The organism is Amycolatopsis sp. NPDC004079 (assembly GCF_040610415.1).
In the GTDB taxonomy this organism is placed as follows: domain Bacteria; phylum Actinomycetota; class Actinomycetes; order Mycobacteriales; family Pseudonocardiaceae; genus Amycolatopsis; species Amycolatopsis halotolerans.
In genome coordinates this window covers 20,750-46,917 of the sequence record NZ_JBEXMH010000068.1, presented here as the reverse complement: position 1 = coordinate 46,917, position 26,168 = coordinate 20,750, and the positions used below count along the sequence as shown (strand labels likewise).

The following is a 26,168-nucleotide window of genomic DNA, read 5'->3' as shown; positions in this document are numbered from 1 at the left end:
CGGCGGGCGCGCCCCCCCCCCGGGGCTGGGCGCGTTCCCCAACCCTTGCTGGAAATCAGATTCCCTCAAGGAGTCCTTCACGGACCACAAAACCCGGCCACATGGCGACAAATCGGGGCATGCAGGTGCTATTTGCGTCCTTTGTGGACGGTCAACGGCCGAGGTCGCGCGGCTTGAGTTCCTGGCATTGGGGCTGACCGCCCGTTGGACACGGCAGAGTTCCGGCACGCAGAACCAAGCTTCTCGCCCGAGCGAGCGGCGAAGCCTCTCGCCACCGGCCTGAGCCGACCGCAGGTTGCTGCTGGCGGTGCTGGTCATGGCCGGGGTTCGGCTGTTGCCTGTCTGCGGGCGCGACTCGCGCCACCGATCCGAGCTGACCGCAGCCTGCCACTGGCAGTGCTAGTCACCGCGGGGATCTGGCTGTTTCCCGCCCCGGGCCCGAAGGTGAGCCGCATGACGACCGATATGGCTCACGTCCGCCTGACCGGCCGCCGCGTGGTGGTGCTCGTGGTCCTGCTGGCCGCGCAGTTCATGCTGGCGGCGGATTTCTCCGTGCTGAACGTCGCGCTCCCGCGAGTCGGGGCCGACCTCGGCTTTCTCTCCGGCGACCTGCAATGGATCACCACCATGTTCGCGTTGTGCGCGGCGGGCTGCACCCTGGTGTTCGGGCGCGTCGGCGATTACCTGGGCCGGCGCCGGATTTTCGCCGTCGGGATGGCCGTGCTCGCGGTCGCGTCGGCGGTCGGCGGCCTGGCCGGTTCGCCCGCGGTGCTGCTCGTCGCCCGGACGCTGCAGGGCCTGGCCACCGCTGCGGTCACGCCGGCCGCGCTCGCGATGCTCACCGCCGCGTTTCCCGAACCTTCCTTGCGCACCAAGGCGCTGGGGCTCAACGGGGTGATGATGAGCTCCGGCTTCACCGTCGGCTCGATCCTCGGCGGGCTGCTCACCGACCTGCTGTCCTGGCGCTGGGCGTTCTTCCTCACCCTGCCGGTCGCGCTTGCCGCACTGGTGGTCGTGCCGCTCGTGGTTCCAGAAAGCCGCGCGGAAAACCGCCGCAAGCTCGACGTGCCCGGTGCGGTGCTCATCACCACCGGATTGTTCGCGGGCATCTACGGCATCACCCGCGCCGCCGAGTCCGGTTTGGACTCCACGACGCTCTTCTCGCTGGCACTGGCGGTTGTCCTGCTGATCGCGTTCGGAATCGTGGAAAGCCGGACCGCCGACCCGCTCGTGCCCCTTGCCATTCTCCGGCGCCCGGACATCGCCTACGGCAACCTGGCCGCCCTGTTCCTCTTCGGCGGCGAGACCGCGCTGATCTTCTTCACCGGCCTGTACGTCCAGAACGTCCTGGGCCTTTCGTCGCTGGTCGCCGGGTTGGTGCTGGTGGGGATCGGGGTCGGCCAGATCCTCGGCGGCAGCGTCGGCCCGCGGATCCTCGCCAAGGTCCCGCCGCGCACGATGCTCGGCGTGGCGCTGGTCGGCCAGGGCGCGTTCATGCTGCCCGGCCTGTGGCTGGCCGCGACGAACGGCTGGCTGGCGATCCTCGTCGCGGCCGAGTTCGTGAACGCGGTCTTCTCGATGCTGGCGATGCTGTCGTTCCTGGTGCTCGCGACCTCGGCGGCGGACGCGGACACGCAAGGCCTCGCGACCGGGATGGCCACGCAGAGCCAGCAAATCGGCATGGCGATCGGGATCCCGTTGCTGAGCGCGGTGTTCACGACCGTGACCACCGGCGAGCTGGACGCCATCCGCCTCGCGATCGGGGTGGACGCGGTCGCCTTGATCTGCGTGGGAGCGTTCGCGTTGCTCCGCAACGGAAAGCGCTAGCGGGCCTTCGTCAGGTAAACCGCCCCGTGGATGTGTTTCCCGAGTGTGTTCGCGGGCGGTTCGGCTGCCTGGTACCCGGCGCGCCGGTACATCGTCAGGTTCCGCTCGCTGCCCGACCCGGTGTAGAGGACCAGGCTGGTCGCCTCCGGCGGGGCCTGCTGCTCGGCGTAGCCCAGCAGCCACCGGCCGACGCCCTGTCCGGCGAGATCGGGCGCGACCATCAGGCGGCCGATCTCCCAGCGGTCCTCCTCGAGATGGGCGCGCACGGCGGCGACGAGCCGCCCGCCGATCCGGACCGTCCACACGCGAGTGGACTCGATCCAGCCGCGCACGGTGTCGAGGTCCTCGTGCAGCGCGGGCACGTCGAAGGTGTCGTTGACGATCGCCTGCGGCACCCAGCAGCATCGTTGCAGCACGAGGAGTTCGGCGGCGTCGGCGGCTTGGGCTTCGGACAGCTGGGCGTCGGCGAGCGGCAAAGCGGCGAAATCGGTCACGTCTCTTGATCTTGCGCGCCGCCGCGAGCCCTGTCCAGCGAATATCCGAGCCGCCGTTGCGCGAGTTCGGCCAGGAGCGCCGCGCCGTCGGGGAGAACGGCGTCGTCGAACTCGGCGTCCGGCGCGTGATTTCCCGGTGCGGTCGCGGGATCCCGGCCGGGCGGACACGCTCCGACGCTGGTCATCACGCCGGGGACGGCGGCCAGGATCCGGCCGATGTCGTCCGACACCAGCGCTGGTTTCGCGGTGCGGACGAACCGGTCGGGGCCGAAGACGTCGTGCACGGTGTCGCGCACGAAATCCGCTTCGCCGACGTGGTTCACCGTCGCCGGATAGCCCGGCCGGTACGTGGTTTCGGCGCGGATCCCGTGTGCGTGCGCGACACCGTGCGCAGCGCGTTCCACCGCGGCGGCGAGCTGGTCGAGCGTCGCGTCGGACATCGCCCGGAGCGTCGCGTCCAGCCGGGCCTCGGCTGGGATGATCGTCGCCTGCGTCCCGGCGTGGACGCTGCCGACGGTCAGGATCACCGGCTCCTGGACGTCGAACTCCCGGTTGACCACCGCGTACAGAGCGGTGATCAGCGCTCCGGCCGCGGGCACCGGATCGGCGGCGCGGTGCGGCCAGGCCCCGTGCCCGCCCCGGCCGCGCAAGGTGATCGTGACGCTGCCGGACGCGGCGAGCGCTGGACCGGCGGTGTTGCCGAAGACACCGAGCGGCGACGAAGCGGCCGAATGCAGGGCGTAGGCGGCGATCGGCGTGGAGCCGGTCGCGTCGAGGAGACCTTCTTCGAGCATGTGACGCGCTCCGTCGTGACCCTCCTCGCCGGGCTGGAACATGAGCAGGACGTCGCCGGCCAGCCGGTCCCGGCGGGCGGACAGCAGCTGTGCCGCGCCGACCAGCATCGCCGCGTGCTGGTCGTGCCCGCAGGCATGCCGGGGTCCGCCGGGGAACGGCAGCGCGTCGAGGTCGGCGCGGAGCAGCACGGTGGGGCCGGGCGCCGCGCCGCGCACGACTGCCGCCACTGAACTCAGCGCACGGCCGATGTGTGTTTCAAGGGGCAGGCCGTCGAGGGCGGCGAGGACGGTTTCTTGTGTCCGGGGCAGGTGGAGCCCTACCTCGGGCGTCGCGTGCAGGCGTGCTCGCAACCGAGGCAGGTCGAGGTCGCGGGCGGCAGTCAGCAGCGCGTTCATCCCCGCAACGCCGGAAGAATCGTTTCCCCGACCCGGTAAGCCTCTTCCAGCAACGGGTTGCCGGACAGGATGAACACGTCGACTCCGAGATCACGGAACTCGGCCAGCCGCTCCAGCACCTGTTCGGTGCTGCCGACCACGGCGGTTCCCGGCCCCGGGCGGAACAAACCCATGCCAGGCCACAGGTTCGGGTGTTCCTCTAGTTCTCGCGCACGGGCCGGGACGACGCCGCCGTGCTGACGGAACTGTCGTCGCCAGCCCTCGCCGTCGTTGGCCGCCGCGTCGCCGAGCATGCGTTCGTACGTGCTGTCGCTCGTCACGTCGAGGAGCCGGTCGGCGGCGGCCCACGCTTCTTCCTCGGTGTCCCGGACGATCAGGTGCAACCGCAGGCCCAGCCGGAGTTCGCGGCCGTGCGCGGCGGCCCGTTCGCGGACCCGCTCCAGTTTTTCCTTGAGCAGGTGCGGAGGTTCGCCCCAGGTCAGGTAGACGTCGACGTGCTCGGCGGCCATTTCGATGCCGGCCGGGGACGAGCCGCCGAACCACAGCGGGACGTGCGTGCCGCCGTCCGGGACCAGTTCGCTCAGTCCCTGCCCGGCGCCGGTCAGCTCGTAGAACTGTCCTTTGTGGTCGAACGTTTCCCCGGCGGTGAGGCGTTTGACCAGCGACCAGTATTCCGCGCTGAGGGCGTACCGCTCGTCGTGTTCCAGCTGCAGACCGGCCTGCCGCAACGCGGGCGTGGAGCCGTTGACCACGTTGAAGCGCAGGCGGTCCCGGCCGAAGAGCCGTTCGAAGGTCAACGCCATTTTCGCCAGCTGCGTCGGGGAAATCAGGCCGGGGTGCACGGCGAGCAACGGCTTGAAGGACGGCCGGGTGACCGCGGCGAGCGCGCTGGCGAGCGGCCACACGTCGTAAAGATCGGTGGCGAACAACGCGCCGTCGAAACCGATGCGGTCGACGGCGGTGCCGAGCTGCTGGAGGTACGCGAGGTCGACTTGGCGGCGTCCTTCGGGCTCCCACGGATAGGCGCCTTCGCGGGGGATGAGGTACCAGAGGATTTCGGTCACGATTTCAGCCCTTCACGCCGAGTGCCGCCGCGACGGCCTGGTCCAGTCCCGCGTGCCGGATCTGGGCGACCTTGATCGGTTTCGCGAGGAATCCGGCGTCCGCCAGGATGTCGGCGGCTTCCTGCTGCTCGGCGAGGAAGACGTCGCTCACCGGCTCGAGTCGCCAGGGCAGGACCGCCAGCGCGGCGTACCAGTCCTCGGCGTTGCCATCTTGATCGGCGGCGATGAAGTCCGCAGCTTCGGTCAGGTTCGCGGCAGCCCAGTCGTCGGCCTGCTGCAGTGCTTTCACGATGGTGCCGACGAGTTCGGGCCGGGTGTCGGCGACGTCGCGGCGGGTGAAGAACACCGAGCGGTCGGCGATCACGTCCCCGGCTTCGACGAGCGTGCGCACGTCGCCGGAGCGGCGGGCGGCGAACAGCTCCGCGCCTTGCGCGACCCATGCGCCGATGCGGCCTTCGCGGAGGTCGTCGGCGGAGGACGGTCCGGCTCGGCGCGCGGTGATGTCCCGCCCGTAGTCGAGTCCGTGGCTGCTCAGGAGCTTGCTGACGAAGTGGGTCTGCCACGATCCGATCGCGAGGTCGACGGTCTGGCCCTTCAAGTCCGCTGCCTGAATGTCGTCGCGCACCAGGAGTGCGCCGTGACCCGGTCGAGGCGCGGAGACGGCGGCGTAGACGAGGTCGTGGCCGTCGGCTTGGGCGGAAAGGGGCGGGGTCGAGCCGGTGCCGCCGAAGTCGATCCGCCCGTCCGCCAGCGCGGCGGCGGTGTCGAGTCCGCCGATCCGGTGCCATTCCACTTCTTCGCCGAGCAGTTGTTCGAGGAAGCCGAGGCGGGAGAGGTGGTAGAGGGACGGGTTGTGCGGGTGGACTCCGATGTGGACGGTCATGGCGAGGTCTCCTCAAGAGTGTGCACGCCGAGATCGGCGAGCAAGCGGGAACGAAGCGCGGCGAAGGCGGGATCGGCCGGGTCTCGCGGCCGGTCAAGGCCGACGTGTTCGTCGGTGATCAGGCGTCCTTCGCGCAGGACGCCGATGCGGTCGGCGAGCCGGATGGCTTCGTCGACGTCGTGGGTGACCAGCAGGACGGCTGGCCGGTGCACGCGGCACAGGCGTTCGACGAGGTCCTGCATCCGCAGCCGGGTCAAGGCGTCGAGGGCGGCGAACGGTTCGTCGAGCAGCAGCAGTTCGGGTTCGCGGACGAGCGCGCGCGCCAGTGCGACCCGTTGGGCCTCGCCGCCGGAGAGGGTGGCGGGCCAGGCGTCGGCGTGGTCGGCGAGGCCGACTTCGGCGAGCGCTTCCAGACCGGTCCGTCGGGCCGTCCCGCCCCGCGGCATTCCGACGGTGACGTTGGCCAGTACGCGCTTCGACGGCACCAACCGGGGTTCCTGAAAGACCACGGTGCGCACCTGGGGCACCAGGACCGTGCCGCCGTCAGCGCGGTCCAGTCCGGCCAGCAACCGGAGCAGGGTCGTCTTCCCGCTGCCGCTGGCGCCCAGCAGGGCGAAGAACTCGCCGCGCCGGATGTCGAGGTCGAGGCTGTCCAGCACCGCGCGGTCGCCGAACCGCCGCTCAAGTCCGCGCAGGTGCACGGCCGCCGCGTTCACCGGGCACCCCGTCCGACGGTTCGCCACGGCATGACCAGCCGTTCCAGCAGCCGGACCGCGCCGTCGGCGAGCAGGCCGATCACGGCGTAGATCAGGATGCACACGGTCAGCACGTCGGTGCGCGAATACTCCTGTGCGGTCGACATCAGGTAGCCGATGCCCGCCGTCGAGTTGATCTCCTCGGCGGCGATGAGCGCGATCACGCTGAGCGTCATCGACAATCGCAGCCCGGACAGCAGCGACGGCAACGCCCCCGGCAGCACGACTTCCCGCACAAGGGCCAGCCGGCCCATCCCGAACGTCCGCATCGCTTCGAGAAGGCCGCGGTCGGCGTTGCGCACGCCCCCGGAAGCGGAGACGTACATGGGGAAACTCGTCGCCACCGCGATCAGCACGACGCGCGCGGTTTCGCCGATCCCGAACCACACCATGAACAACGGGACCAGCGAAAGGAACGGGACGGTCCGCAGCAGCTGCACGGACGAGTCGAGCAATTCCTCGCCCAGCCGGGAGAATCCGGTCAGGACCCCGAGCGAGAGGCCGACCAGCACGCCGATGGCCAGCCCGGCCCCGGCGCGGGCGAGCGAGACTTCCAGCGCGTCGCCGAGCTGTCCGCTGGTCCACAGTTCGCCCACCGCGGCCAGTACTTGACCGGGGGAGGCGAGCAGCGTCGGGCTGAGCACGCCGGTGGCTGAGCCGGTGATCCAGGCGAGCAGCAGCACCAGCGGGCCGACGACGCGCAGAGCGAGCCGGAGTCCGCGTCGCCGGGTGCGGGCCGCGGGGGCGTCCGGTACGACGAGCCCGGCAGTCGACGCGACGGAGAATTCGGTCGCCGTGCTCACTTCGGGCTCCCAGGCAGGGAGGTCACGTCGATGACGTACGGCTTGACGTCGAAGAAACCGTTGGTGATGTGCTGATCGGCGAAGAATCGCGCGACATTGTGGAAGCGATCGAGTTCCGGCGCGCCGATCGGGGCGGTCGGCGAAAGCGCCTTGTTGATCGACTCCGCGACGGTTTTCTGCGCCGGGGAAAGCGCTTCCGGTCCCGAAGTGGTTTTGACGTTCAGGAACGCGCCCGGATCCTGCTGCTGACGCTGTCCGGCGGCGCGCAGATAGTCGTAGAGCGCGCGCACGACTTCGGGGTGCTGATCGGCGAATCCGGAGCGCACTGCCCAAACCGCGTAGTTCTCCGAACCGACCTGGCCGCCGGTCACGAGGAAGCGGGAACCCCCGTCGGCCAGTCGCGGAACCGAGAACTGGGCCCACGTCGACCACGCGTCGACCTGGCCGGACGCGAACAGCGGCGCGACCTGCCCGGGCTGCAGATACACCCGCTGAACCGAATCGATCGGCACATTGGCCTGGCGCAACGCCTGCAGCAACAGGTATTCGCTCGTCCCGCCGTGCCAGACCGCGACCTTCTTGCCGACGAGGTCTCGCACATTCGTGATCGGCGAGCCGTTCTTGACGAGAATGCCTTCGCCGAGTTTGTCCGGCTGGGTGGCGGAAAACAGTTTGAAGCCGGGATTCTGCGCGAGCGCCGCGGTCGCCGAAGTGATCGAACCGGACGCGAAGTCGAGTGCGTTCGCGTCGAGTTGCTGTGCGGCGGGAGCGAACGCTCCGGCGGTGCCGGTCCATTCGACCGAGGCGTGCACCTTCGCGAGCGCGGCGGCGAGCGAGCCGTCTTTGCGGCCCACGGCGAGCAGTCCGGAATTGCTGTCGTCGGGGATGCGGACCTGCACCGTGCCGGCGTCGGCCGCGCTCGACGAGCAGGCCGCGACTCCGGCGAAGGCGAGGACCGCGGCGGCGGCCAGGGCGAGGGAACGGGTTCTCATGGTCGGACTCCGGGGGAGATCGGGGATACGAGCGGGGTCGCGCGCTGGTCGACGAGCGCGCGGGCGGCGAGCAGCGGTTCGGGGGCGGCCCAGGCGGACACGTCCACCGGACTTTCGAGAAACCCTTGCTGCCTCAGGAAAAGCTCTTGGTGTTCGAGCAAGGACAGCCGCTCGCCGGACAGCGAAAGCCCGAGGTTCGCGGCGGTTTCGGGACGGTAGGCACCGGTGACGCCTTCGACGCCCGCACCGGTTTCGGCGCGCAGTATCCGAGCGACGTCCTCTGGCCGGTCAGCGGCCCACGCGGCGGATTCCAGCAGCAGCGCCAGGAATCGGGTCACCACGTCCGGGTGCTCGTCGAGCAGCCGCTGGTGGACGGTCACCGGCCGCGGCGTGCCGTTGTTGACCCGCGCGCGGCGATCGGGCGCGGCGTCGAGGTCGATCGCGACCTTGGCCCCGAACCGGCGCGCGGTTTCGACGGCGACCGCGCCCTTGACGTAAACGGCGTCGACGAGCCCATCCCGTAACGCGGCCAGTTCGCCTTCCCACTGGCCGATCGGGGAACCGGGCACGTCGACGAGCTCGGCGTCGGCGAGAGTGAGCCTGGCGAGCGACAGTGCTCCGGCGTGTCCGTGCAACGCCATCGCCCGCCAGAAGTCGATCGCGATCTCGTGGCGGGGCATGGCGAGCCGGAGTCCGCGCAGCTGCGCGGGTTCGGCGACCGGGCTGTCCGCTCGCACCAGGATGCTCTGGCGTTCTTCGATCCACGTCAACGCGATCAGCCGCGTTTCGACGCCGCGCGACCGAGCCCACAATGCCGGCACGTTGCCGCCCTCGCGGAACAGGCCGGGCAGCTCGTGAGTGAAGTGCGCGTCCCGCTGGCCGGCGGGCAGGTCTTGCAGCGCGCGCACTCGGATGCCGTCCGGCGCGAATTCGCGGGCCAGTTCGCCGCGGTCGGCGGCGATCCCGGTCGCGGTGGGCACGGGACAGCGGGTGAACCAGATTTCCGGCAGGGCGGGCACAGTTGCTCCAGCGGGTGAGGAGGGGAGACGGCCGGAACCGTCGCACGAGCTGTGCCGGGCCGACAATAATTTCCACATTATGAGAGATCTGCCGACGACTACTGGTACTAGTGTTGAGAACCTGTGCGACACTTGCCACATGGTGAGCAAAGCCGGTAACGCCGAAGCCGTGCCCGCCGGATCGCAGGCGGTCACCCGGGCCTTGGGCATGCTGCAGTGCTTCCGGGACAACCCGGGCGACCTGGGCGTCTCCGAACTCGCGCGGCGGATGAACCTGTCGGTCTCGACCGCGCACCGGATCGCCCGCACCCTGGCGGCGACGGGTTTCCTGGCACTGGCCGAGGGCAGCCTGCGCTATCAGCTCGGGCCCGCGGTCGCCGAACTCGGCCAGCTTTCGCTTTACCAGCGCGGAATCCACCTCGCCGCGGACGAACTCGCCGAGGTCGCCAAAGCCACCGGCGGCGCCGCCGACCTGGCCATCCGCAGCGGTGCCGACGCGGTGATCCTCGCCGGCACGAGCGTCGCCCTCACCGCCGGGCTCGGCCTCCGCCGCCCGCTGCACTCGACGGCGCTGGGCAAGGTCCTGCTCGCGTGGGCCCCGCCGGGCGAGGACGACCTGGACGCGCTGCCGCCGCTGACGGCCTACACCTCGCGCACCATCACCCGCAAAGCCGACCTGCGCGCTGAACTGGACCGCGTCCGGGAGGCGGGTTACGCGCTGAACGACGGGGAATCGGCGTTCGGCGTCCGGACGATCGCCGTGCCGGTGCTGCGTGCCTCCGGGCACGTGCACGCGGCACTGGCGTTACGGTCCACTTCGGACACTCTGACGGACGACCGGTTGCCGTGGTTTCTCTCCCGGGCGCGACGATGTGCGGACGCGTTGGCGGTGTTGCTGCTGGAGCCGGGCCAGCGGTACTAGCTCGACGGCCAGGGCGGCCCAGGTATCGCCCTCCGCAACGCCGGTGCCACCTCAGCCTGGAAGAGCTCCAACGCCGCGCGATGCTCCCGCGGTGTCCGGCCGTCGCGGTCGGCGGACAGATGCGTCACGCCGTGGCCGAATTGTTCGTGGTATCTCAACACCTTCTCGGTGACCTGGGCCGGGCTGCCGATCAGCGCGGAGCTGCGCTCGGCGAAGTCCTCCAGCGTCGGGAAAACCACCTCCTGGCCGAGCTTGCGCTGGAGCGCCAGCCGGGACTCGAAGATCGGCCGGTACGCCTCCAGTGCGTCCTGCGACCGGCTCGCCAGCTGGAACCCGGCCGTGCCCGCGCCGACCACCGCCTGAACCGGATCGCGGCCATGGAAGGTCCAGCGTTCCCGGTAGTGCCGGATCAGCTCGGCGTACGGTTCGATCGGGTTGGTGACGTTCGCGGAGAACAGCGGATCCCCGTGTTTCGCCGCCAGCTCGACGGATTCGCGGCTCGTCGCGCTGCCGTGCCAGATCCGGATCGGCTGCTGCAGCGGTCGCGGCCACACCTCCGCGGCGGTGAGCGGCGGCCGGAACCGCCCGGACCACGTCACGCGGTCCGCCTGCCACAGTTTGCGGAACAGCTCGTAGCCCTCGGCGTTGCGGTCCCACTGGTCCTCGGGCGTGACGTCGAAGAGCTCGCGTTGCGCGGAGCCGTTGCCCTTGCCGATGATGAGCTCGAGCCTGCCGCCGGAAAGGTTGTCCAGCATCGAGTAGTCCTCGAACGCGCGCACCGGGTCGAGCAGGCTGAGCGTCGTGACCGCGGTGAACAGCCGGATCCGGCGGGTCCGCGCGGCGATGTGGCTGAGCACCACCGGCGGGGACGACGACAGGAACGGCCGCTCGTGCCGTTCGCCGACGCCGTAGCCGTCGAAGCCCAGTTCCTCGGCGAGCTCGGCGTTTTCGACGACCTCGCGCAGCCGGGCCTCAGGCGCGGCCAGTTCCCCGGTGACCGGGTCGGGGGTGTGCGTGATCAGGGTGATCAGCAGGAACCTCACGGCAGCTCCAGGTGTTCGCGCAGGGTCGTGCCGGTGTACTCGGTGCGGTAGACGCCGCGGTCCTGCAGTTCCGGCACGAGCCGGTCGACCACCTCGTCGATCGATCCGGGCACGAGGTGCGGGCTGAGGTTGAAGCCGTCGACCACGCGGTCGGCCGCATAACGGGCCCATTCGTCGGCGACCTGCGCGGGCGTTCCGACGAACGAGTGGTGCCGCGGTTCGACCTCCAGCACCAGTTTGTGGATCGACAGGTTCTTCGCTTCGGCGAGTTCGCGCCACTGCTGGATGCGTTCGAGTTTCCCGGTGCGGTGCTCGATCGAGATCGTGCCGCGCGACGGGTCCAGTTCCCCCTCGGCCGGTTCGATGTCCGGCAGCGGCCCGTGCGGATCGAACGCCGACAGGTCCTGGCCCCAATACTGTTCGAGGAACGCGATGGCGCGCTGCGGGTTGATCTGGCGGCGGCGGATCTCCTCCGCGCGTTCAGCGGCGTCGGTCGGCGTATCGCCGAGGACGACTGACGCACCAGGCAGAATGCGCACCGCGTCAGCGGGCCTGCCGTGGCGCGCCAATCGGTCCCGCAGGTCTGCCGCGTAAGCCGCCGCTTTGTCGTAGGCGGTGTTCGCGGAGAAGACGACGTCGGCGTGGCGCGCGGCCAAATCCCGGCCGCCGGGGGAGTCGCCCGCCTGGAACAAAACCGGACGACCCTGGGGGCTCGGCGGGACTGTCGGTTCGGCGCGCAGCCGCACCAGGTCGGTGTCCGCCTCGGCCGGTCCGGTCCACAAGGCTTTCGCCGCCTCGACGAACTGGGTCGCGCGTTCGTAGCGGCGTTCGTGCGCCAGCCAGCCGCCGCGGCGGAAGTTGGCCCCGGTCCAGGCGTTGTCGGTGGTGACGATGTTCCACCCGGCCCGTCCGCCGGAGACGTAATCGAGCGAGGCGAGGCGGCGGGCGAGGTCGGCGGGGTAGTTGTAGGTGGTGTTCTGCGTGGCGACCAGCCCGATCCTCGCCGTGGCCCCGGCGAGTGCGCTGAGCTGGGTGATCGCGTCCGGGCGTCCGGCGACATCCAAGGCGTGCACCTGGCCGCGATTCTCCCGGACCCGCAAGCCTTCGCCGAGGAAGAAAGCGTCGAACAGCCCGCGCTCCAGGGTGCGGGCCACCGACACGTACGTCTCGATCTCGGTGTGATCGGCGTTCGACGGGTCGTCCCACAGGTACTGCGGTCCGACGCCGGTGTAGAAGACCCCGAGGTGCAGCTGCGCGGTCATGCGATTCCCTTCGACGACACGGCGAATCGGTTCTCGGGACGCGGGAGGCCCAGCGTCGTGCGGAGGGTCGCGCCCGGTTCCGGTGGGGTGAGCAGGCCTCGCCGGTGCAGTTCCGGGAGTACTTCCTGGCTCAGGACGGGCAGGTCCTCCGGCGCGGGATGCAGGCGCACGCCGTCGAGATCGAGCTGCTCCAGCAACGTGACCAGACCGGCGGGGGAGCCGGTGTAGCGGGTGCGGCCGTTCGGTGACGGCTCGGTGGCGGCGAAGCGGACCTCCAGCTCGCCGAAGACCAGGGGAGCGGTCCGGTCACGGTGGCGGAGGTCGTCGGTGAGCACGATGTCCGGCTGGACGACGTCGGCGAACTCCTCGGCGGCCAGCACGACGAGGCTGCCCTGCGGCGGTCGCGGGGTGATCAGCGGGCCTTTGACGGAGAACGTTTCCCCTTCGAAGTCCACGTGGTGGACCTTGTCCGGGTCCAGATAGCGGCCGGTGGCGAGATCCTTGATGACCGCGTCGTCCTCCCACGAATCCCACAGCCGCCGGACCGTTTCGACGACGTCGGCCACCTCCCGGCGGAGGTCGTCCGGGTGCGCGCGGCCGATCGTCGCGAGTGCCTCGGGCGTGGCGGCGGTGCCGACGATCCAGGCGGCGCGGCCGTGCGTGGCGTGGTCGAGGCTCGCCAGCTGGGCGGCCAGGTGGAACGGCTCGGCGGTCAGCACGTGCGACGTCGGGGCCAGCCCGATCCGGGACGTCAAGGTCGCGGAATAGGCCGCGCGGACGGTGGCCTCGACCCGGAATCCGCCCGCGGGCGGGACGGGCGCGTCGTCGAAGGTGACGAACGCGAACCCGGCCCGCTCGGCGTCGGCGACGACGTCCGCCAGTGCGTGCGGATCGGCTCCTGGACGCGCTCCGGCGCTGTCGAGTTCGACGGCGAGGTGCAAGGTTTTCGGTGAACTCATGCGGGCACGGCCCCCTCGATTCGGTTGTGCCAGAGGTAGCCGGAATCCGGGGCGCGGCGCACTGCCGCTCAGGATGTGGGCGGCCGGCCGGTGTTGTTCCGCCGGTGTCCACAAAGGAGGTTTCTCAGCTGGTGGACGGGGCGGACTGGCGCGGCCGGTCCGCCTACAGTCCTGCGGTCATGAGTCCCGATTCGAAGCCGCGAGGCGCCGCGCGGATCAGCGCCGACTGGGCCGCGGTGCTGGTCGCGGCCGTCCTGGTGGCGCTGGCCGCGTTCGGCGTGCTGCCGACGATCCCGTTCCTCGTCAAATGACCGCCGCGCTGGAAGGCCGCCGCACAGTGCCCGCGGTCGTGCGATATCTGCCGGGGCTGTTGTTGCTGGCGGCGGTCGGCATCGTGGGAACACTGGCGCAGAACGGGGTGCGCAGCCTCGGCCACGCGACCGGGACCGCGCTGCCGGACATCGAATACGTGCTGTGGGCGATCGTCCTCGGACTGGTCATCCGCAACACGATCGGCATCCCCGCGCTGTTCCGGCCCGGGGTCGGGACCTACGAGTTCTGGCTGAAGACCGGCATCGTCCTGCTCGGCGCTCGCTTCGTGCTGGGCGATCTGGCCAAGCTCGGCGGGTTCAGCCTGGGGCTCATCCTGGTCGACATGGCCGTCGCGACGACAGTGATCCTGTTGGTGGGCAAAGCTTTCGGCCTCGGCGGGAAGCTGTCCTCGCTGCTGGCGATCGGTACATCGATCTGTGGTGTGTCGGCCATCATCGCCGGGCGCGGCTCGATCGACGCTGACGACGAGGACTCCGGTTACGCCATCGCGGCGATCCTCGCGCTGGGTGCGGTCGCGCTGTTCACCTTCCCGGCGATCGGGCACGCGCTGAACTTGACCGACACCGAATTCGGCCTCTGGGCTGGACTCGCGGTGGACAACACTGCTGAGACGACCGCGACCGGCGCGGCGTATTCGCCGCATGCGCAGGACGTCGCGGTGGCAGTGAAGAGCACGCGGAACGCGTTGATCGGTCTCGTGGTGCTCGGGTATGCGGCGTACTGGTCGACTCGCGGTGGCAAGGCTGTCGCTGGTGGAGTGAAGGGCCGTGCGGGGTTTGTGTGGCGCACCTTCCCGAAGTTCGTGCTGGGCTTCATCGCGGTGTCGGCGCTGGCGACCGCGCACGTCTTCACCAAAGCGGAGGTCGCCAATCTCGGGAATCTCTCGAAGTGGGCGTTCCTGCTGTGCTTCGCCGGGGTCGGGCTGAACTTCGACCTGCGCCAGATGGCCCGCAGCGGGCTGCGGCCGTTGGTCGTGGCCGCGCTCGGCCTCGTGGTGGTCGCGGTGTGCTCGCTGGGACTGGTGCTGGTGTCCTCGCAGTGGTTCAGCTTCTGACCGGGTAGGCGGGGCGCCCGGGCGGCGCGACCCGGGCACCCCGCTTGGCTCAGCCAGGCAGACCCGGCAAAGTCGGAATCCCGTTGGCAGGCAATGCCGACGGGCCCAGCGGCAGGTCCAGCTGTGCCGGAGTGTCGCCGTCCATCACCTGCGTGACGTTCTCCGGGACGATCGACGTGGCCTGCCCGAGCAGCGCCGGGTGGAGGCCGTAGATCTGCCCGACCGCGCCGACCGGCGTCTGGTTGTGCTGGCCGGTCGTGCCGACGTGACCACCAGAATTGCCGTGCGTGACGTTGTCGCCGTAGGCGTTCGCGACTCCGCCCCACACCGCCGAGTCGCCGAAGACCTGCGCCACCTCCGAGGTCGGCGCGTCCTGCACGACGCCGGACGTGCCGGTGCCGGAGCTGGTGATGTCGCCGCCGGAGGTGTTGCGGGTGTGGTTCACCGCGCTGCCGTCGACCATCCCGATCCAGGCCGCCGAGTCGCCGAAGACCTGGGCGATCGGCAATGCCTCGGCCGAGACGACGTCCCCGGCCAGCTGGCCGCGGTCGCCCGCGGTGTGGGTGTCGCCGCCCGCGGTGGAGGTGACGTTGTTCGTCGCGTCGCCGGTCACTCGGCCGATCCACGCCGGAGCGACCCCGAAGACGCCCGCGGTGCCTGCGGACGGCGCGTTGACGACGTTTCCGGCGAGGGTGCCGCCGGTGCCGTCGGCGAGGTTCTTGCCGCCTGCGCGGGAATTAGTGGTGTTGTCGGACACGCCCTGTCCGTAGCCGCCCCACGCCGCTCCGTCTCCGTCGACCTGGGTGACCTGCGAAATCGGGGCCTGCGCGATGTTGCCGGCGACCGTGCCGAGCGCGCCGGTGCCGTGGTAGTCGCCGCCTGCCTTCGAATCGGTGTGGTTGCTCGCTTCGCCGACGCCCCGGCCGATCCACGCGGCCCCGACGCCGAAGACCTGGGTCGGCGCGGAAAGCGGGGCGGCGATGACGTTCGAGGACAGCTTTCCGTTGTCGTCGTTGGTGTTTCCGTCGCCGCCCGCGGTGACCTTCTTGTGCTCGTCGGCGACTCCGACGCCCTGGCCGACCCACGATCCGCCGACGCCGAACACCTCGGCGGGCAGCGCGGCCGGAGCGGTGACGATGTTGCCGGACGCCTCGGAGTTGTTGCCCTGGGTACCGTCGTAGCCGCCGGCCCGCACGTTCTTGGTGTTGGTCGCCTGGCCGTAGCTGGTGCCGATCCACGAGGCGCCGGAGCCGAAGACGTCCGGGCTGGCCGCGACCGGCTCCGAAACGAGGTTGCCGGACGCCTTTCCGCCGTTGCCGTTCGTGTAGGTGCCGCTGCCCGACTTCACGTCGGACGTGTTGTCGTGTCCGGCGTAGGACTCCAGGCCCCAGTTCCCGGCGACGCCGAACACCTCGGCCGGGACCGCCAGCGGCGCGTCGGCGATGTTGCCCGAACCGGTGCCGTCCTTCGCGGACGTGGACGAGAACCCGCCGGACGTGACGGTCGATTTCGAGCTGGACGCCGACTTCGGAGCGTGCGCTGGTTTCACCGGTTGCGGGCTCGGGATCGGGACCGGCCAGAGCGGCGACCCGTCCGGACGGGTGGGCTGACCGGTCGGCGCGGGCGCGGCGGGGTTGATTCCGCCGGTGAGCGGGTTGCCGGTCGGGAACGGGTAGCCGGGCAGCGGCACCGGGTCCGCCAGCGGGCCGCCGTGCACGCCGCCGGTGCTGGACTTGCCCGCCCACGCGGCGGCGACGCTGGCGACGTTCGCGATGCCCGCGCCTTGGGGCTGAACGATGTTGCCGGAGCCGGTCCCGCGATCGCCGTTGGTCTGGACGTAGGACGGGATGTGGTTGATCCCTTCCTTGGTGCCGCCCGCGGTCACCGTGTCGGTGGTTTTCGAGGAGTCTACTGTGGACACTCCGCCCCAGGTAGGGGCGTTTCCGTTGAATTCCATGGGGAACGCCAGCGGTGCGGCACCGACGTTGCCCGCGAGCGTGCTGTCTTTCCCGGCGCTGGAGATCGGGCCGCCGGAGGCGGTGGTGTTGTGCGCCTGGGAGTCGGTCGTCTGGGCCGAACCTCCCCAGGACGCCGCGTTGCCGGTGACCTGCAGCGGCGTCGCCCACTGCCCGGCAAGGACGTTGCCGGACCCGGTGCCGCCGCGGCCGTCGGTGGTGTCGCTCCCGGTCGTCGAGGTGGTCTGCTCGGCGCGGCCGCCCTTCGTGCGCGCGGCACCTGCCCAGGAGATGGCGTTGTTCGCGAATTGCACCGGGACCGCCCAGCGTGCGTCGACCACGTTTCCGCCCAGCGGGGTGCCCGCGCCGCTGGTCGTGATGTCGTGGTGGTCTTGGTAGGTCTGGTGGTGGTTCGAGCCGTCGACCTCGGCGGGTCCGCCCGCCGCGAAGGCGTTTCCGGCGATTTGGACGGGGACCGCCAGATCGGCGTTGGCGCGGTTGCCGCGCAGGGGATCGCTCGGGGGAGCGGCTTTGCTCGGCGCGGCCTTGGTCACCGTCTTTTGCGTTGGTTTGGCGGCTGCTGGGGTTGCTGGTTTCGCCGCACTGCTCGTCTTCGGCTTCAGGGCCTGCTGGAGCGGATTGGTGAGCGTCTTGGTGGACACCTCACCCTGGTACCCGGGCAGTTTCGTTTGCCCGACGGGGGTGCCGAGGACGTTGTCGCCGATGTCGATCGGCACGGTGACCCCGGCGTCGATCGGATTGGCCGGAGCGTCCGGACTGTCGGCGGCCGAGGCGACCCCGGTGCCGAGGACGAACAAGCCGCCCGAGACGAGTGCTGTTTGCATGCTGCGCTTGACCCAAATGTGCATGACGAATCCCTTTGTTCTCAGTGATGGCTGGATATTTCGGGCACGACTTCAGCGCCCGCGAGGAATCGGGTTTAGTGCCGTGGGGAGTGACGAAGAACGAGGGCGCGCTAGTCCGGGTCGTACCCGGGCCGGGCGTTGGTGTTCGCCGGGCAGGACGTGTCGCCTGGCCGGGCCGGAATCGCGACCGGCGTCGGTTCGGACAGCCGTGCTGGTGCCTGCAATCCACCCTGCGCCGAACCGCTCTGCCAGAGGAATACCCCGGGCGAGGTCGGAATCGAGGGTGCGCGCTTGGTCTTCGGCCCGAGATTGAAGTGTACGGGTGCGGATGCCCGGTGGATCGTGTGTCGAGCAGTCGACTTGACCGGAGCGGTCGCTTGCGGAGCGGCATTCGTCGCGTGCACCGGCCGCTTAACAGCGGTCGAAGTTGCTGTGGCCTTTTCCGCTGCGCGATCCGTCGATTTCGCCGGACGTTCGGCGATAGCTGGCCCCTTCGGCTGGACGACGGGTTGAGGGCGCCGCGCAATGACCGGCGCTGGTTTCCGCGGCACAGTCCGCGTCAGCTGGGAGACGGTTTTCTCCACTGTGCCAACGATGTCCTTGCCGACCGCTGCGACGTCCGAGCGCTGCGCACTGTCCACAATGTTCCGGACGCCGGTGTCCTTGAGCAGGGAATGAATGTCCGGAGTCGGCGGAATCGGCTCCGCTGAGGCGGAAGCGGTCGAAATCAGCCAGCTCAGAACCAGTCCGCCCGCGAGCGCCGCTGCTGTCGCCAGGACACGCGCGACCCAGCAAGCCGCCTGGCTCGCGTGGATTCCGGCCGTGCTGCCACACCTCATGACGAGGCCTCCTGGAAACGGTGCGTACGTTCGCGATCAGCGATTAATCACCGGCGAAACGGTGCGTTGTTCCCAGTCTGGCAAACAGTGCCAACGAGCACTAGATCATGATTTCCCTACTCCCCGTTCGAGTGAATGACAGACGGTGATACTGGTCGCTGAACCCGGGTGCGGGCGCGCTGGTAGATGCCGCATTCCGGAGGGCAAGCGGAGTAAGATCCACGGCTCCCCTTGCTGGGGGAGGTTACTCTGTGCGAACTGGGAAACCGCCGCGTTTTTCCGTCCCGCGCAGCACGATTTCGCACACTACGGTCAGTAGAATGGGAGACCGTTCGGCGAGGCGAATTCCGGATGGCTCATTCGGTCCGGTGATCGAAAACCTACTCAGAAGACGACTTCGGCCGCCATTCGGCAGAAACCCGTACTAACAGTAGAACTGACGGCGACTGCGCCACCGCCGGAACCCGGGCGGTGGCGCAGTCGATTGGTCAGCGAGCCTCGCGGGTCGCCGTGTCGAGCGCGGCCAGCAGGATCCCGGCGGCCGTGCGCACGACGTCCGCGGTGACGTTGAGCGGCGGCAGCAACCGCACGACGCTGTCGCCGCGTCCGCCCAGTTCGAGGATGAGCCCGCGGCGCAACGCGTGGTTCTGCACGGCCAGCGCGAGTTCCGACGCGGGCGCGCCGGTGCGCGGGTCGGTCAGCTCGATGCCCCACATCAGCCCGGTGCCGCGCACGTCGGTCACCCACGGGTGGCTGGCCAGCGGGGACAGCAGTTCTTCGAACTGGTATCCGCGTTCGACGACGTTGTCCAGCACGCTGTCGCGGTTGACGACCTCGATCGCCCTGGCGCCCGCGGCGAAAGCGAGCTGATTGCCGCGGAACGTGCCGGTGTGCGTGCGCGGGGCCCAGTTGTCGAGGCGCTCGTCGTAGATGATCAGCGAGACCGGCGAGCCGATTCCGCTGAGCGCCTTCGACGCGACGATCACGTCGGGTTCGATGCCGTAGCGCTCGAAGGCGAACCAGGTCCCGGTCCGGCCGCAGCCGGTCTGCAGTTCGTCGACGATCAGCGGGATGCCCAGCTCCCGGGTCAGCTCGCGCACCCGGTGCACGAAATCCGCCCGCGCCGGGACCACGCCGCCCTCGCCCTGCACCAGTTCGAGCACCACCGCCGCCGGCAACGGGAGCCCGCCGTCGGGGTCGTGCAGCGATCGTTCGAGCTGGTCCGGACAGTCCGCGGCGCAGGCGGCCGGATCGTGCCCGGCCGGGCAGCGGGGGCACGAGGAGTACGGCACGTACGGCGTTCCGGGCAGGGGATTCGCGACCGAACGCTGCTGGCCGGCCAGCCCGGTCAGGCCGAGCGCGGCGTGCGCGCTGCCGTGGAACCGGCCCTGGAACGACACGACGCCGCCGCGTCCGGTCGCGGTTTTGCAGAGCTTGAGCGCGGCTTCGACCGCGTTGGCCCCGGCGGTGCCGCAGAAAAGCAGTTTCATCCGCGAGCGCAGCGCCTCGGGCAGCATCGCGAGCTGGGCCTCGGAGAACTCGTCCTTGACCGGGGTCGCGAAGTCGAGCGCGTGGGTCAGCTTGCTCAGCTGCGCGGTCATGGCCGCGACCAGCTCGGGATGGTTGTGCCCGAGGGAGAGCACGCCCGCCCCGGCGAGGAAGTCGATGAAGACGTTGCCGTCGGCGTCGCGCACGAAACTGCCCGAACCCTCGGTGATCGCGATCGGCAGCCGCCGCGGGCCGCCGCGGGGGACCGGCTCGCGGCGGTCCTGCCGGGCGAGGTACTCGGCCGAACGAGGGCCGGGCAGATCGCAGTAGACGGCGGGGCCGGTGAGCGGCGCGGGATGGTCGAGGATGGTCATCTGGCCTGTTCTCCCCTGACAGTGGTGGTGGCGCGGCCGGGCCCGCCTCGGTGCGCGGCGGCCCGCCCGGGGTCCTTGCCTCCACAATGGACAAAGACATTCGGGGCGAACCGTTCCCGCCCGGCGCTCGCGGGGAGCCGCCGGGGGAAGTCCTCCTCGATTAACCGGAGCGGCCGTTCTCTCGAATGCTGCGGTATTGCGGTGCCTTCCTCGGGACAGATCTCCTCGGTGCCGGCCCGCCGATGCGTGCCGCCGACGTCGCGCGGCGCGTCCGGCGTCGAGTTCGTCATGCACTCCTCCTCTTTTTCGCAGGGATTCGCGGACCGCCGAGAAACGGCCGGCGAGGAAGGAAACGGTTTTTCGCGGGCAGACCGAGGGAGGGCCGCGCTGGGCGCAGCCCTCCCCGGTTGACCTCACTGGAATACCGCGGGGCACAGCGTAGCGCAGCCGGTTCCGCCGCACCGGCGCCTCGGCCGCGGGCGCGCCGGGCCTGGCTGCGGAAAGAAAAGAATCGGCCGATATTAGGCAAGGCAATGCGCCAGGAGAGTGAAGGCGGTGATTTCGCGGAGTTCGCCGCGCTGGGCTGAACGACTGAAACGGCAACGGTGTTCGCGGTTCCGCGAAACGGAGCGTGAATATTCACGCTTCGTTTCCGGCATGTGAATCGGGCGCGGAAGACCGCATGGCGGGATGTTTTCGGGACGGTTGCCGAAGGCGTTCGGGGATATGTCGGATGGGAGAAATATCGAAGTCGCCGGGCCGTTTCTGACGTTTTCGCCGCCGGGTCCGGTCGCGGGTGCGGTTTTCCGCCGGAGGGCGGGCGGCGGGCTGCGTTTTCGGCGGCGGGTCCGGCGAGGTGCCGTCCGGGGTGGTCCAGACCAAGGCAGTGGTCTGGACCGCTGGTCCACCGGCTCGGGCCGGGGGCGGACGGGCGGAAGGCGAGGTGCGTCCGGGGGAGCGGGCCTGGTCCGGCGGGACGCGTGGCGGTCGGACCAGGTGCCGTAGTGCGGAGTGAACGAGGGTGACGAACCTGCGTTTATCTCGAACGTAACGATTCGATCGACTGGAAGTAGCTCACAGTAGAGATTGTGTGAAATTTGCCGACGCGGCCGCTTTGAGTCAGTTTGCGCGGCGGAGTTGGGCCAGAATCGTTGCTGTTGAGCTGTGATTGACTAACCAAGTAGGATGACTGAGGCGTGACGCACTGTCGCCTGACTGCTACACGCCGAGGCGATCTGTGGCCGATCCCACTGCCTCTGTACACCTGCTGTTTCCGTTTCGTAATCTTCTCGAGCTTTTGCGGTGACCTGCGATCTACCCCGAGGATCAGCGACCCGAAGCCGCCGCGAACCGTCGCTGCTCGCTGCCTGACCCAGGCACGAGGACGGTTGTGCGGTGTGACAGCGAAGGAGCCCACCTACCGTGGGACGGCACAGCAAACCCAGCAAGACGAAGACAGTCCTCCAGCGCACCGGCGCGACCGCGGCTCTCGCGGGCGCCACCCTCGGCGGCATCGGCCTCGCCGGGGCGGGCACGGCCAACGCCTTCCCGGGGCAGGCCGGCATCGTCAAGTGCGAGAGCAGCGGCAACCCGACCGCGGTCAACAACACCGCCGCGGGCCAGCGCGCGGGCCGCCCCGCCGGCCTGTTCCAGATCGTCACGAAGACCTGGCTCGCGAATGGCGGCGGCCAGTTCGCCCCGACGGCCGACAAGGCCACGCCCGCGCAGCAGCAGATCGTCGCGGACCGGATCTACGCGAAGCAGGGTTCCGCCCCGTGGCAGTGCCGCGGCGGCTCGGGCCCGGCGGGCTACGCGAACTTCGGCGGCGACACCTCCGGCGGCTCCGCCGAGGTCGAGGCTGTCGCGGCGAAGCCGAAGGTCGAGGTCAAGGCCGAGACGAAGGTCAAGTCCGCGCCGAAGCACGCCGCGCCGACCTCGAACCCGGACGGCAGCTACACCGTGGCCGCCGGCGACACCCTCTCCGGAATCGCGAAGAACCTCAACGTGGACGGCGGCTGGCAGCACCTGCAGCAGCTGAACCAGAAGTTCATCCCGGACGCCAACCTGATCATGGTCGGCCAGAAGATCGTCACGAAGTAACCCCGCCGAGGCCCCGGCCGGGCCCGCGCCGCTTTCCCCCGGGCGGCGCGACCCCGGCCGGAGGCCGCCGGTGCACGCGCGCGCGAAAAGTGCGCTCGGGCACCGCCGCGCGCCCCGGCGGCCGGCGTGCGGAGCGGACGGGCCTGCTTTGTGGGAACACGGGCCCGTCTGCGCCGCACGCCTTGCCGCGAGGGCGGAGGACGCTGGCCCGGTTTGTCGCGCATGCGCGTGGACGGGTTGCGTGCCGTGCCGTGCCGTGCGGCGGGCAGCGCTGGCGTGGGCTGTCTTGTGTGAGCGTGGGCCGGGTTGCGCTGCGCACCTTGCCGTGCGAGCGGGATGCGCTGGCGTCAGCTGTTTCGCGGGAGCGTGGGCGGTTTGCGCCGCATGCCTTGCCGCGTAGGCAGGAAGCGTTGGTGCGGTCTGTTTTGCCGGAGTGCGACCGGGTTTGGCCGCGAGGTAGGCAGCGTCGGTGCGGTCTGTTTCGCGGGAGTGCGGGCACGTTTGTGCTGCACGCCTTGCCTCCAGGGCAGAGAACGCCAGCCCTTGCCGCGGGCTTGCCATAGCGCGTAGCCGGAGATCTCGAACGCGCGACAGCCACGGCGGTTCGCAGGCCGTCCAGCCGGTGCTTTCCGCGAGTAGAGTCGGAAACGCGCTTAGGCGAGGGAACGCGGCGAAGTCTGTTCAGCGCCGTCGTTGTGGTCGGCCGCGTTCGAATGGGGGCTGTTCGATGGTGCACCGCGAAAGAATCCCGTGGCAGCACGGCTCGGGCGCGGCAATCGGGCAGCGATGAAGCCGACGCCGCCTCACCGTCGGCGCAATCTGTGGCGACTGGCTGGAGTATCCGCCGGTGCGCTGGCCCTCGCCGAGACGGTCAGGTTGCTGGCGCTGTGGCGGCAGACCAGAACGTATCCGCGATACTGGGCCGCCCGCGCCGCAGAACCACTGGCTCCCAACGCCTTGCGAGTGGTCGCGTTCGGCGATTCAGCCGCGATGGGCATCGGCGCGCGACGGCCGGAGGAAAGCCTGGTCGCCCGGATCGCGGCATATCTCGCCGAGCGCACGGGACGACCGGTGCACCTGACAAACCTCTCGACCGGCGGCGGCCGTGTCGCGACAGTCCTGGAACACCTGCATCTGGCCGACGCCGACGCGGTGATTGTCGTAGCGGGTTCCGCGGACGCCATCGCCCGCGTGCCGCTCGGCCAATTCCGGGCGGACGTGCGCGAACTGGTCGAGCGGGTTCCAGCGGACCGGACGATTCTGTCCGACGTGCCATTGCAGCCGGGAAGCAAGCCGTATCAAAAAGCACTCGCCGAGGTCGCCGACGAGGCGAAGGTCGCGCACGCGGATTTCGCCCGCGCATTCCGCACCGCCCGCCGGTTCGACGTCTTCGCGGCCGACTTCACACACGTGAACTCGCGCGGTTACCAGATCTGGTTCACGGCTTTCCGTCCGCACCTCGACGCGCTGATCGCTCGGCTTTCCCGGTGACGATGTCCGGCTATCGGCGCACCCGCAACGGAACACTCCGCAACAACGACAACGCGTCCGCACTCGCACTCCCCGGCTCAGCCTGATAGACGATCAACTGCTGCCCAGGCGCACTCCGCACGTCGAACGCCTGATACGTCAACGTCAGCGCCCCGACCGCCGGGTGCACGAGGTGTTTGGGCTCTCGGGTTTTCCCGCGCACCTGATGGGTCTCCCACAACGCCCGGAACTGCTCGCTGCCTTCGCTCAATTCCGCCACCAGTTGCGGCAGACCGGGTTCGGAGGTGGCGGCTGCGCGCAGATTCGCCACGGTCGCCTGGGCCGTCCAGTCCCAGCGGGCGTAGAACTGCCGCCCCGCTGGGTCGAGGAACGTCATGCGCGCGAGGTTGTCGGCCGCGCGGAACGGGGAGAACAGGGCGTCGGCGAGGGTGTTCGCGGCCAGGATGTCCAGGACGCGGTTGAGCACGAACGCGGGTGCGTGCGGATGGCTGTCCATGAGCTGCCGCAGTTCGGGGCTCACGGTCTGGGGCGCCGGGGACGGCAGGTCGGGCGGGGCGGCGCCGGCGAGGCGGTACAGGTGTTCGCGGGCGTCGGGGTCCAGGTCCAGTGCGCGGCTGAGGGCGTCGAGCACCTGCGGTGACGGGCGGGTTTCCCGGCCCTGTTCCAAGCGCGCGTAGTAGTCGACGTTCACTCCGGCGAGCACGGCGACTTCCTCGCGGCGCAGGCCCGCGACCTTGCGTCTGCCGGAATAGCGCACGTCGGCGTCGTCCGGGGAGCGTTGTGCGCGGCGTGCCCGCAGGAAGTCGCCCAGTTCCGTACTGCCCATGCGGATCAGCGTAGGCGGCGGGCTGGGTGGGTGTGGCACGTCCTGTCAGCGAGGTCCGTCGCGGCTGAGACTGGTCGGCATGACGAAAGAACTGGCGGGAAAGGTCGCCCTGGTCACGGGTGCCGCGCGCGGGGTCGGTGCGGCGACGGTCGCTTGGCTGCACGCCCGCGGGGCACGAGTGCTGGCCACGGACATCCGGCCCGAGGTGGAACGGCTCGCCGACGAGAGCGGCGTCGCCGTGCTGGTCGGCGATGTGTCCGAAGAGGACGTCGCGGTGCGGTCGGCGGCTGCGGCGCTCGAGCGGTTCGGCGGGCTCGACATCTTGGTCGCCAACGCTGGTCGTTCGGTGAACAAGCCAGTCACCGAGACGACCGCGGCGGACTGGGACGAGGTGATGTCCGTCAACGCGCGCGGGGCGTTTCTGCATGCGCGAGAGGCGTTTCGGGTGATGCGTGACAACGGCGGGGGAGCGATCGTCACTGTCGGGTCGTTCGCTTCCACGGTGGGGCTGGCCGAGGCATCGGCGTACAGCGCGTCCAAAGGAGCGCTTGCGCAATTGACGAAAGTGCTCGCGCTGGAAGGCGCTCCACACGGAATTCGGGCGAATGTTGTTGCCCCGGGCGTGGTCGAGACCGATCTGCTCGACACTTTCCGCGCTGAAAGCCGGGCGTATCTGCGGTCCTTCGGCGACGCCCATCCGCTCGGCCGGGTCGCGCAGCCTGAAGAGATCGCGGAGGTGATCTGTTTTCTGGCTTCGCCGCGATCCGCGTTCGTCACCGGTGCGGTCGTCGCTGCCGACGGCGGCTACACCGCGGCCTGATTTCCCTCCACAGAAAGGAATATCCATGCGGCTCAGCGGCAAGGTCGTGTTGCTCACCGGGGCGACCGGCGGTATTGGCCAAGCCACGGCGGAACTGTTCGCGCGAGAGGGGGCCAGCCTGGTCGTCACCGACGTCGACCGGGAGGCAGTGGAGGGGCTCGCGGCGAGATTGGGGACCGACGTCCTGGCCGATCGGTTGGACGTCTCCTCGCCGGAGAACTGGCGCGGCACGGTCGAACGGACCCGGCAGCGGTTCGGCCGCCTCGACGTCCTGGTCAACGTCGCGGGGATCGTGGACTGGCCGGGCATCGAGGACACCGCGCCGGAGGCCTGGGACCGGGTGATCGCGGTCAACCAGACCGGGACCTGGCTCGGGATGAAGACCGCGATGCCGCTGCTGCGCGCCTCCGGCAACGGATCGGTCGTCAACACCTCCTCGGTGCTGGGCCTGGTCGGCAGCGGCGCGGCTGCCGCGTACCAGGCGTCCAAAGGGGCGGTACGGCTGCTGACCAAGACCGCGGCCGTCGAGTACGCGACGCGCGGGGTCCGGGTCAATTCGGTGCATCCGGGCGTCATCGCCACCCCGATGATCCAAGACCTGCTCGACGACCAGGGCGACCGGCAGCCCGACATCGTCCGCACGCCGATGCGCCGCGCGGGCAGTCCCGCCGAGGTCGCGCACGCGATGCTTTTCCTGGCCAGCGACGAGTCCTCGTTCGTCACCGGAACCGAACTCGTCGTGGACGGCGGGCTCACCGCGTACTGACACCCGCGTGATCTACTATCCGGCGTAGTACCTGGTCCGGCGA

General features: G+C 69.9%; 24 protein-coding genes. 8 read left to right on the top strand and 16 right to left on the bottom strand.

Annotated elements, in window-relative coordinates:
* Positions 1 to 453 precede the first annotated feature (453 nt).
* Positions 454 to 1,827, top strand: a complete 1,374-nt coding sequence (locus ABZX37_RS41255) for an MFS transporter (protein ID WP_354749144.1) — start codon at positions 454 to 456, stop codon at positions 1,825 to 1,827.
* Here the strand turns inward: ABZX37_RS41255 and ABZX37_RS41250 are convergent.
* The 8 genes from ABZX37_RS41250 to ABZX37_RS41215 are packed head-to-tail and all read right to left on the bottom strand — an operon-like array spanning position 1,824 to position 9,027.
* Positions 1,824 to 2,321 (bottom strand): GNAT family N-acetyltransferase, encoded by a 498-nt coding sequence (locus ABZX37_RS41250; RefSeq protein ID WP_354749142.1) that lies wholly within the window; start codon positions 2,319 to 2,321, stop codon positions 1,824 to 1,826. The genes ABZX37_RS41255 and ABZX37_RS41250 overlap by 4 nt on opposite strands.
* The gene (locus tag ABZX37_RS41245; RefSeq protein ID WP_354749140.1) at positions 2,318 to 3,511 is read right to left on the bottom strand and encodes a M20 family metallopeptidase; all 1,194 of its coding nucleotides are present in this window, start codon (positions 3,509 to 3,511) and stop codon (positions 2,318 to 2,320) included. Before ABZX37_RS41245 ends, ABZX37_RS41250 begins: the two co-directional genes overlap by 4 nt.
* Positions 3,508 to 4,575 carry an LLM class flavin-dependent oxidoreductase gene (locus ABZX37_RS41240; RefSeq protein WP_354749138.1) on the bottom strand — a complete coding sequence of 356 codons (1,068 nt, stop codon included), beginning with the start codon at positions 4,573 to 4,575 and terminating at the stop codon, positions 3,508 to 3,510. The genes ABZX37_RS41245 and ABZX37_RS41240 overlap by 4 nt, the downstream gene beginning before the upstream one ends.
* Positions 4,576 to 4,579: 4 nt before the next feature.
* The gene (locus ABZX37_RS41235; RefSeq protein WP_354749136.1) at positions 4,580 to 5,458 is read right to left on the bottom strand and encodes an ABC transporter substrate-binding protein; all 879 of its coding nucleotides are present in this window, start codon (positions 5,456 to 5,458) and stop codon (positions 4,580 to 4,582) included.
* Complete coding sequence (locus ABZX37_RS41230) at positions 5,455 to 6,174, bottom strand: ABC transporter ATP-binding protein (RefSeq protein WP_354749134.1); 720 nt, start codon at positions 6,172 to 6,174, stop codon at positions 5,455 to 5,457. Before ABZX37_RS41230 ends, ABZX37_RS41235 begins: the two co-directional genes overlap by 4 nt.
* Positions 6,171 to 7,016 carry an ABC transporter permease gene (locus tag ABZX37_RS41225; RefSeq protein WP_354749132.1) on the bottom strand — a complete coding sequence of 282 codons (846 nt, stop codon included), beginning with the start codon at positions 7,014 to 7,016 and terminating at the stop codon, positions 6,171 to 6,173. Before ABZX37_RS41225 ends, ABZX37_RS41230 begins: the two co-directional genes overlap by 4 nt.
* Positions 7,013 to 8,008: an NrtA/SsuA/CpmA family ABC transporter substrate-binding protein gene (locus tag ABZX37_RS41220; RefSeq protein WP_354749130.1), complete on the bottom strand. Its 996-nt coding sequence runs from the start codon at positions 8,006 to 8,008 to the stop codon at positions 7,013 to 7,015. The genes ABZX37_RS41225 and ABZX37_RS41220 overlap by 4 nt, the downstream gene beginning before the upstream one ends.
* Positions 8,005 to 9,027, bottom strand: a complete 1,023-nt coding sequence (locus ABZX37_RS41215) for an ABC transporter substrate-binding protein (protein ID WP_354749128.1) — start codon at positions 9,025 to 9,027, stop codon at positions 8,005 to 8,007. Before ABZX37_RS41215 ends, ABZX37_RS41220 begins: the two co-directional genes overlap by 4 nt.
* 139 nt (positions 9,028 to 9,166) lie before the next feature.
* On the opposite strand from ABZX37_RS41215, the gene ABZX37_RS41210 reads away from it, so the two are divergent.
* Positions 9,167 to 9,949: an IclR family transcriptional regulator gene (locus ABZX37_RS41210; protein WP_354749126.1), complete on the top strand. Its 783-nt coding sequence runs from the start codon at positions 9,167 to 9,169 to the stop codon at positions 9,947 to 9,949.
* Here ABZX37_RS41210 and ABZX37_RS41205 read toward each other — a convergent pair.
* The 3 genes from ABZX37_RS41205 to ABZX37_RS41195 are packed head-to-tail and all read right to left on the bottom strand — an operon-like array spanning position 9,946 to position 13,213.
* Positions 9,946 to 10,992, bottom strand: coding sequence for an LLM class flavin-dependent oxidoreductase (locus ABZX37_RS41205; RefSeq protein ID WP_354749124.1), 1,047 nt, complete (start codon positions 10,990 to 10,992; stop codon positions 9,946 to 9,948). The genes ABZX37_RS41210 and ABZX37_RS41205 overlap by 4 nt on opposite strands.
* Positions 10,989 to 12,254 (bottom strand): LLM class flavin-dependent oxidoreductase, encoded by a 1,266-nt coding sequence (locus ABZX37_RS41200; RefSeq protein WP_354749122.1) that lies wholly within the window; start codon positions 12,252 to 12,254, stop codon positions 10,989 to 10,991. The genes ABZX37_RS41205 and ABZX37_RS41200 overlap by 4 nt, the downstream gene beginning before the upstream one ends.
* On the bottom strand, positions 12,251 to 13,213 hold the full coding sequence (locus ABZX37_RS41195; RefSeq protein WP_354749120.1) for an LLM class flavin-dependent oxidoreductase: 963 nt from the start codon (positions 13,211 to 13,213) through the stop codon (positions 12,251 to 12,253). The genes ABZX37_RS41200 and ABZX37_RS41195 overlap by 4 nt, the downstream gene beginning before the upstream one ends.
* 179 nt (positions 13,214 to 13,392) lie before the next feature.
* Between ABZX37_RS41195 and ABZX37_RS41190 the strand changes: the two genes are divergently transcribed.
* Together ABZX37_RS41190 and ABZX37_RS41185 are read left to right on the top strand one after the other, a co-directional pair.
* Positions 13,393 to 13,524: a hypothetical protein gene (locus ABZX37_RS41190; protein ID WP_344286337.1), complete on the top strand. Its 132-nt coding sequence runs from the start codon at positions 13,393 to 13,395 to the stop codon at positions 13,522 to 13,524.
* Positions 13,521 to 14,600 carry a putative sulfate exporter family transporter gene (locus ABZX37_RS41185; protein WP_354749118.1) on the top strand — a complete coding sequence of 360 codons (1,080 nt, stop codon included), beginning with the start codon at positions 13,521 to 13,523 and terminating at the stop codon, positions 14,598 to 14,600. Before ABZX37_RS41190 ends, ABZX37_RS41185 begins: the two co-directional genes overlap by 4 nt.
* Positions 14,601 to 14,649: 49 nt before the next feature.
* On the opposite strand, the gene ABZX37_RS41180 is transcribed toward ABZX37_RS41185, so the two are convergent.
* From ABZX37_RS41180 to ABZX37_RS41165, 4 genes are all read right to left on the bottom strand, one after another.
* On the bottom strand, positions 14,650 to 17,424 hold the full coding sequence (locus ABZX37_RS41180; protein ID WP_354749116.1) for a hypothetical protein: 2,775 nt from the start codon (positions 17,422 to 17,424) through the stop codon (positions 14,650 to 14,652).
* A 107-nt stretch (positions 17,425 to 17,531) separates the two neighbouring features.
* A complete protein-coding gene (locus tag ABZX37_RS41175; protein WP_354749114.1) occupies positions 17,532 to 18,260 on the bottom strand; it encodes a hypothetical protein in 729 nt (242 codons plus the stop codon).
* 488 nt (positions 18,261 to 18,748) lie between these two features.
* Positions 18,749 to 20,122 (bottom strand): diaminobutyrate--2-oxoglutarate transaminase family protein, encoded by a 1,374-nt coding sequence (locus ABZX37_RS41170; RefSeq protein ID WP_354749112.1) that lies wholly within the window; start codon positions 20,120 to 20,122, stop codon positions 18,749 to 18,751.
* A complete protein-coding gene (locus tag ABZX37_RS41165) occupies positions 20,119 to 20,412 on the bottom strand; it encodes a hypothetical protein (RefSeq protein ID WP_354749110.1) in 294 nt (97 codons plus the stop codon). Before ABZX37_RS41165 ends, ABZX37_RS41170 begins: the two co-directional genes overlap by 4 nt.
* A 1,132-nt stretch (positions 20,413 to 21,544) precedes the next feature.
* Here ABZX37_RS41165 and ABZX37_RS41160 point away from each other — a divergent pair.
* Positions 21,545 to 22,222, top strand: a complete 678-nt coding sequence (locus ABZX37_RS41160; RefSeq protein WP_354749108.1) for a transglycosylase family protein — start codon at positions 21,545 to 21,547, stop codon at positions 22,220 to 22,222.
* 750 nt (positions 22,223 to 22,972) lie between these two features.
* Complete coding sequence (locus ABZX37_RS41155; protein ID WP_354749106.1) at positions 22,973 to 23,713, top strand: SGNH/GDSL hydrolase family protein; 741 nt, start codon at positions 22,973 to 22,975, stop codon at positions 23,711 to 23,713.
* Between the two features lie 10 nt (positions 23,714 to 23,723).
* Here the strand turns inward: ABZX37_RS41155 and ABZX37_RS41150 are convergent, their stop codons facing one another.
* On the bottom strand, positions 23,724 to 24,539 hold the full coding sequence (locus ABZX37_RS41150; RefSeq protein ID WP_354749105.1) for a helix-turn-helix transcriptional regulator: 816 nt from the start codon (positions 24,537 to 24,539) through the stop codon (positions 23,724 to 23,726).
* A 79-nt stretch (positions 24,540 to 24,618) separates the two neighbouring features.
* Between ABZX37_RS41150 and ABZX37_RS41145 the strand changes: the two genes are divergently transcribed.
* Positions 24,619 to 25,359, top strand: a complete 741-nt coding sequence (locus ABZX37_RS41145; protein ID WP_354749104.1) for an SDR family oxidoreductase — start codon at positions 24,619 to 24,621, stop codon at positions 25,357 to 25,359.
* 19 nt (positions 25,360 to 25,378) lie between these two features.
* Positions 25,379 to 26,125: a glucose 1-dehydrogenase gene (locus tag ABZX37_RS41140; protein WP_354749146.1), complete on the top strand. Its 747-nt coding sequence runs from the start codon at positions 25,379 to 25,381 to the stop codon at positions 26,123 to 26,125.
* Positions 26,126 to 26,168 lie beyond the last annotated feature (43 nt).

Excerpts from the sequence above, each read along its gene's own strand:
- ABZX37_RS41255 (WP_354749144.1), top strand. The coding sequence starts at position 454 with ATGACGACCGATATGGCTCACGTCCGCCTGACCGGCCGCCGCGTGGTG.
- ABZX37_RS41245 (WP_354749140.1), bottom strand. The coding sequence starts at position 3,511 with ATGAACGCGCTGCTGACTGCCGCCCGCGACCTCGACCTGCCTCGGTTG.
- ABZX37_RS41235 (WP_354749136.1), bottom strand. The coding sequence starts at position 5,458 with ATGACCGTCCACATCGGAGTCCACCCGCACAACCCGTCCCTCTACCAC.
- ABZX37_RS41220 (WP_354749130.1), bottom strand. The coding sequence starts at position 8,008 with ATGAGAACCCGTTCCCTCGCCCTGGCCGCCGCCGCGGTCCTCGCCTTC.
- ABZX37_RS41210 (WP_354749126.1), top strand. The coding sequence starts at position 9,167 with ATGGTGAGCAAAGCCGGTAACGCCGAAGCCGTGCCCGCCGGATCGCAG.
- ABZX37_RS41200 (WP_354749122.1), bottom strand. The coding sequence starts at position 12,254 with ATGACCGCGCAGCTGCACCTCGGGGTCTTCTACACCGGCGTCGGACCG.
- ABZX37_RS41195 (WP_354749120.1), bottom strand. The coding sequence starts at position 13,213 with ATGAGTTCACCGAAAACCTTGCACCTCGCCGTCGAACTCGACAGCGCC.
- ABZX37_RS41190 (WP_344286337.1), top strand. The coding sequence starts at position 13,393 with ATGAGTCCCGATTCGAAGCCGCGAGGCGCCGCGCGGATCAGCGCCGAC.
- ABZX37_RS41185 (WP_354749118.1), top strand. The coding sequence starts at position 13,521 with ATGACCGCCGCGCTGGAAGGCCGCCGCACAGTGCCCGCGGTCGTGCGA.
- ABZX37_RS41180 (WP_354749116.1), bottom strand. The coding sequence starts at position 17,424 with ATGCACATTTGGGTCAAGCGCAGCATGCAAACAGCACTCGTCTCGGGC.
- ABZX37_RS41175 (WP_354749114.1), bottom strand. The coding sequence starts at position 18,260 with ATGAGGTGTGGCAGCACGGCCGGAATCCACGCGAGCCAGGCGGCTTGC.
- ABZX37_RS41170 (WP_354749112.1), bottom strand. The coding sequence starts at position 20,122 with ATGACCATCCTCGACCATCCCGCGCCGCTCACCGGCCCCGCCGTCTAC.
- ABZX37_RS41165 (WP_354749110.1), bottom strand. The coding sequence starts at position 20,412 with ATGACGAACTCGACGCCGGACGCGCCGCGCGACGTCGGCGGCACGCAT.
- ABZX37_RS41150 (WP_354749105.1), bottom strand. The coding sequence starts at position 24,539 with ATGGGCAGTACGGAACTGGGCGACTTCCTGCGGGCACGCCGCGCACAA.
- ABZX37_RS41145 (WP_354749104.1), top strand. The coding sequence starts at position 24,619 with ATGACGAAAGAACTGGCGGGAAAGGTCGCCCTGGTCACGGGTGCCGCG.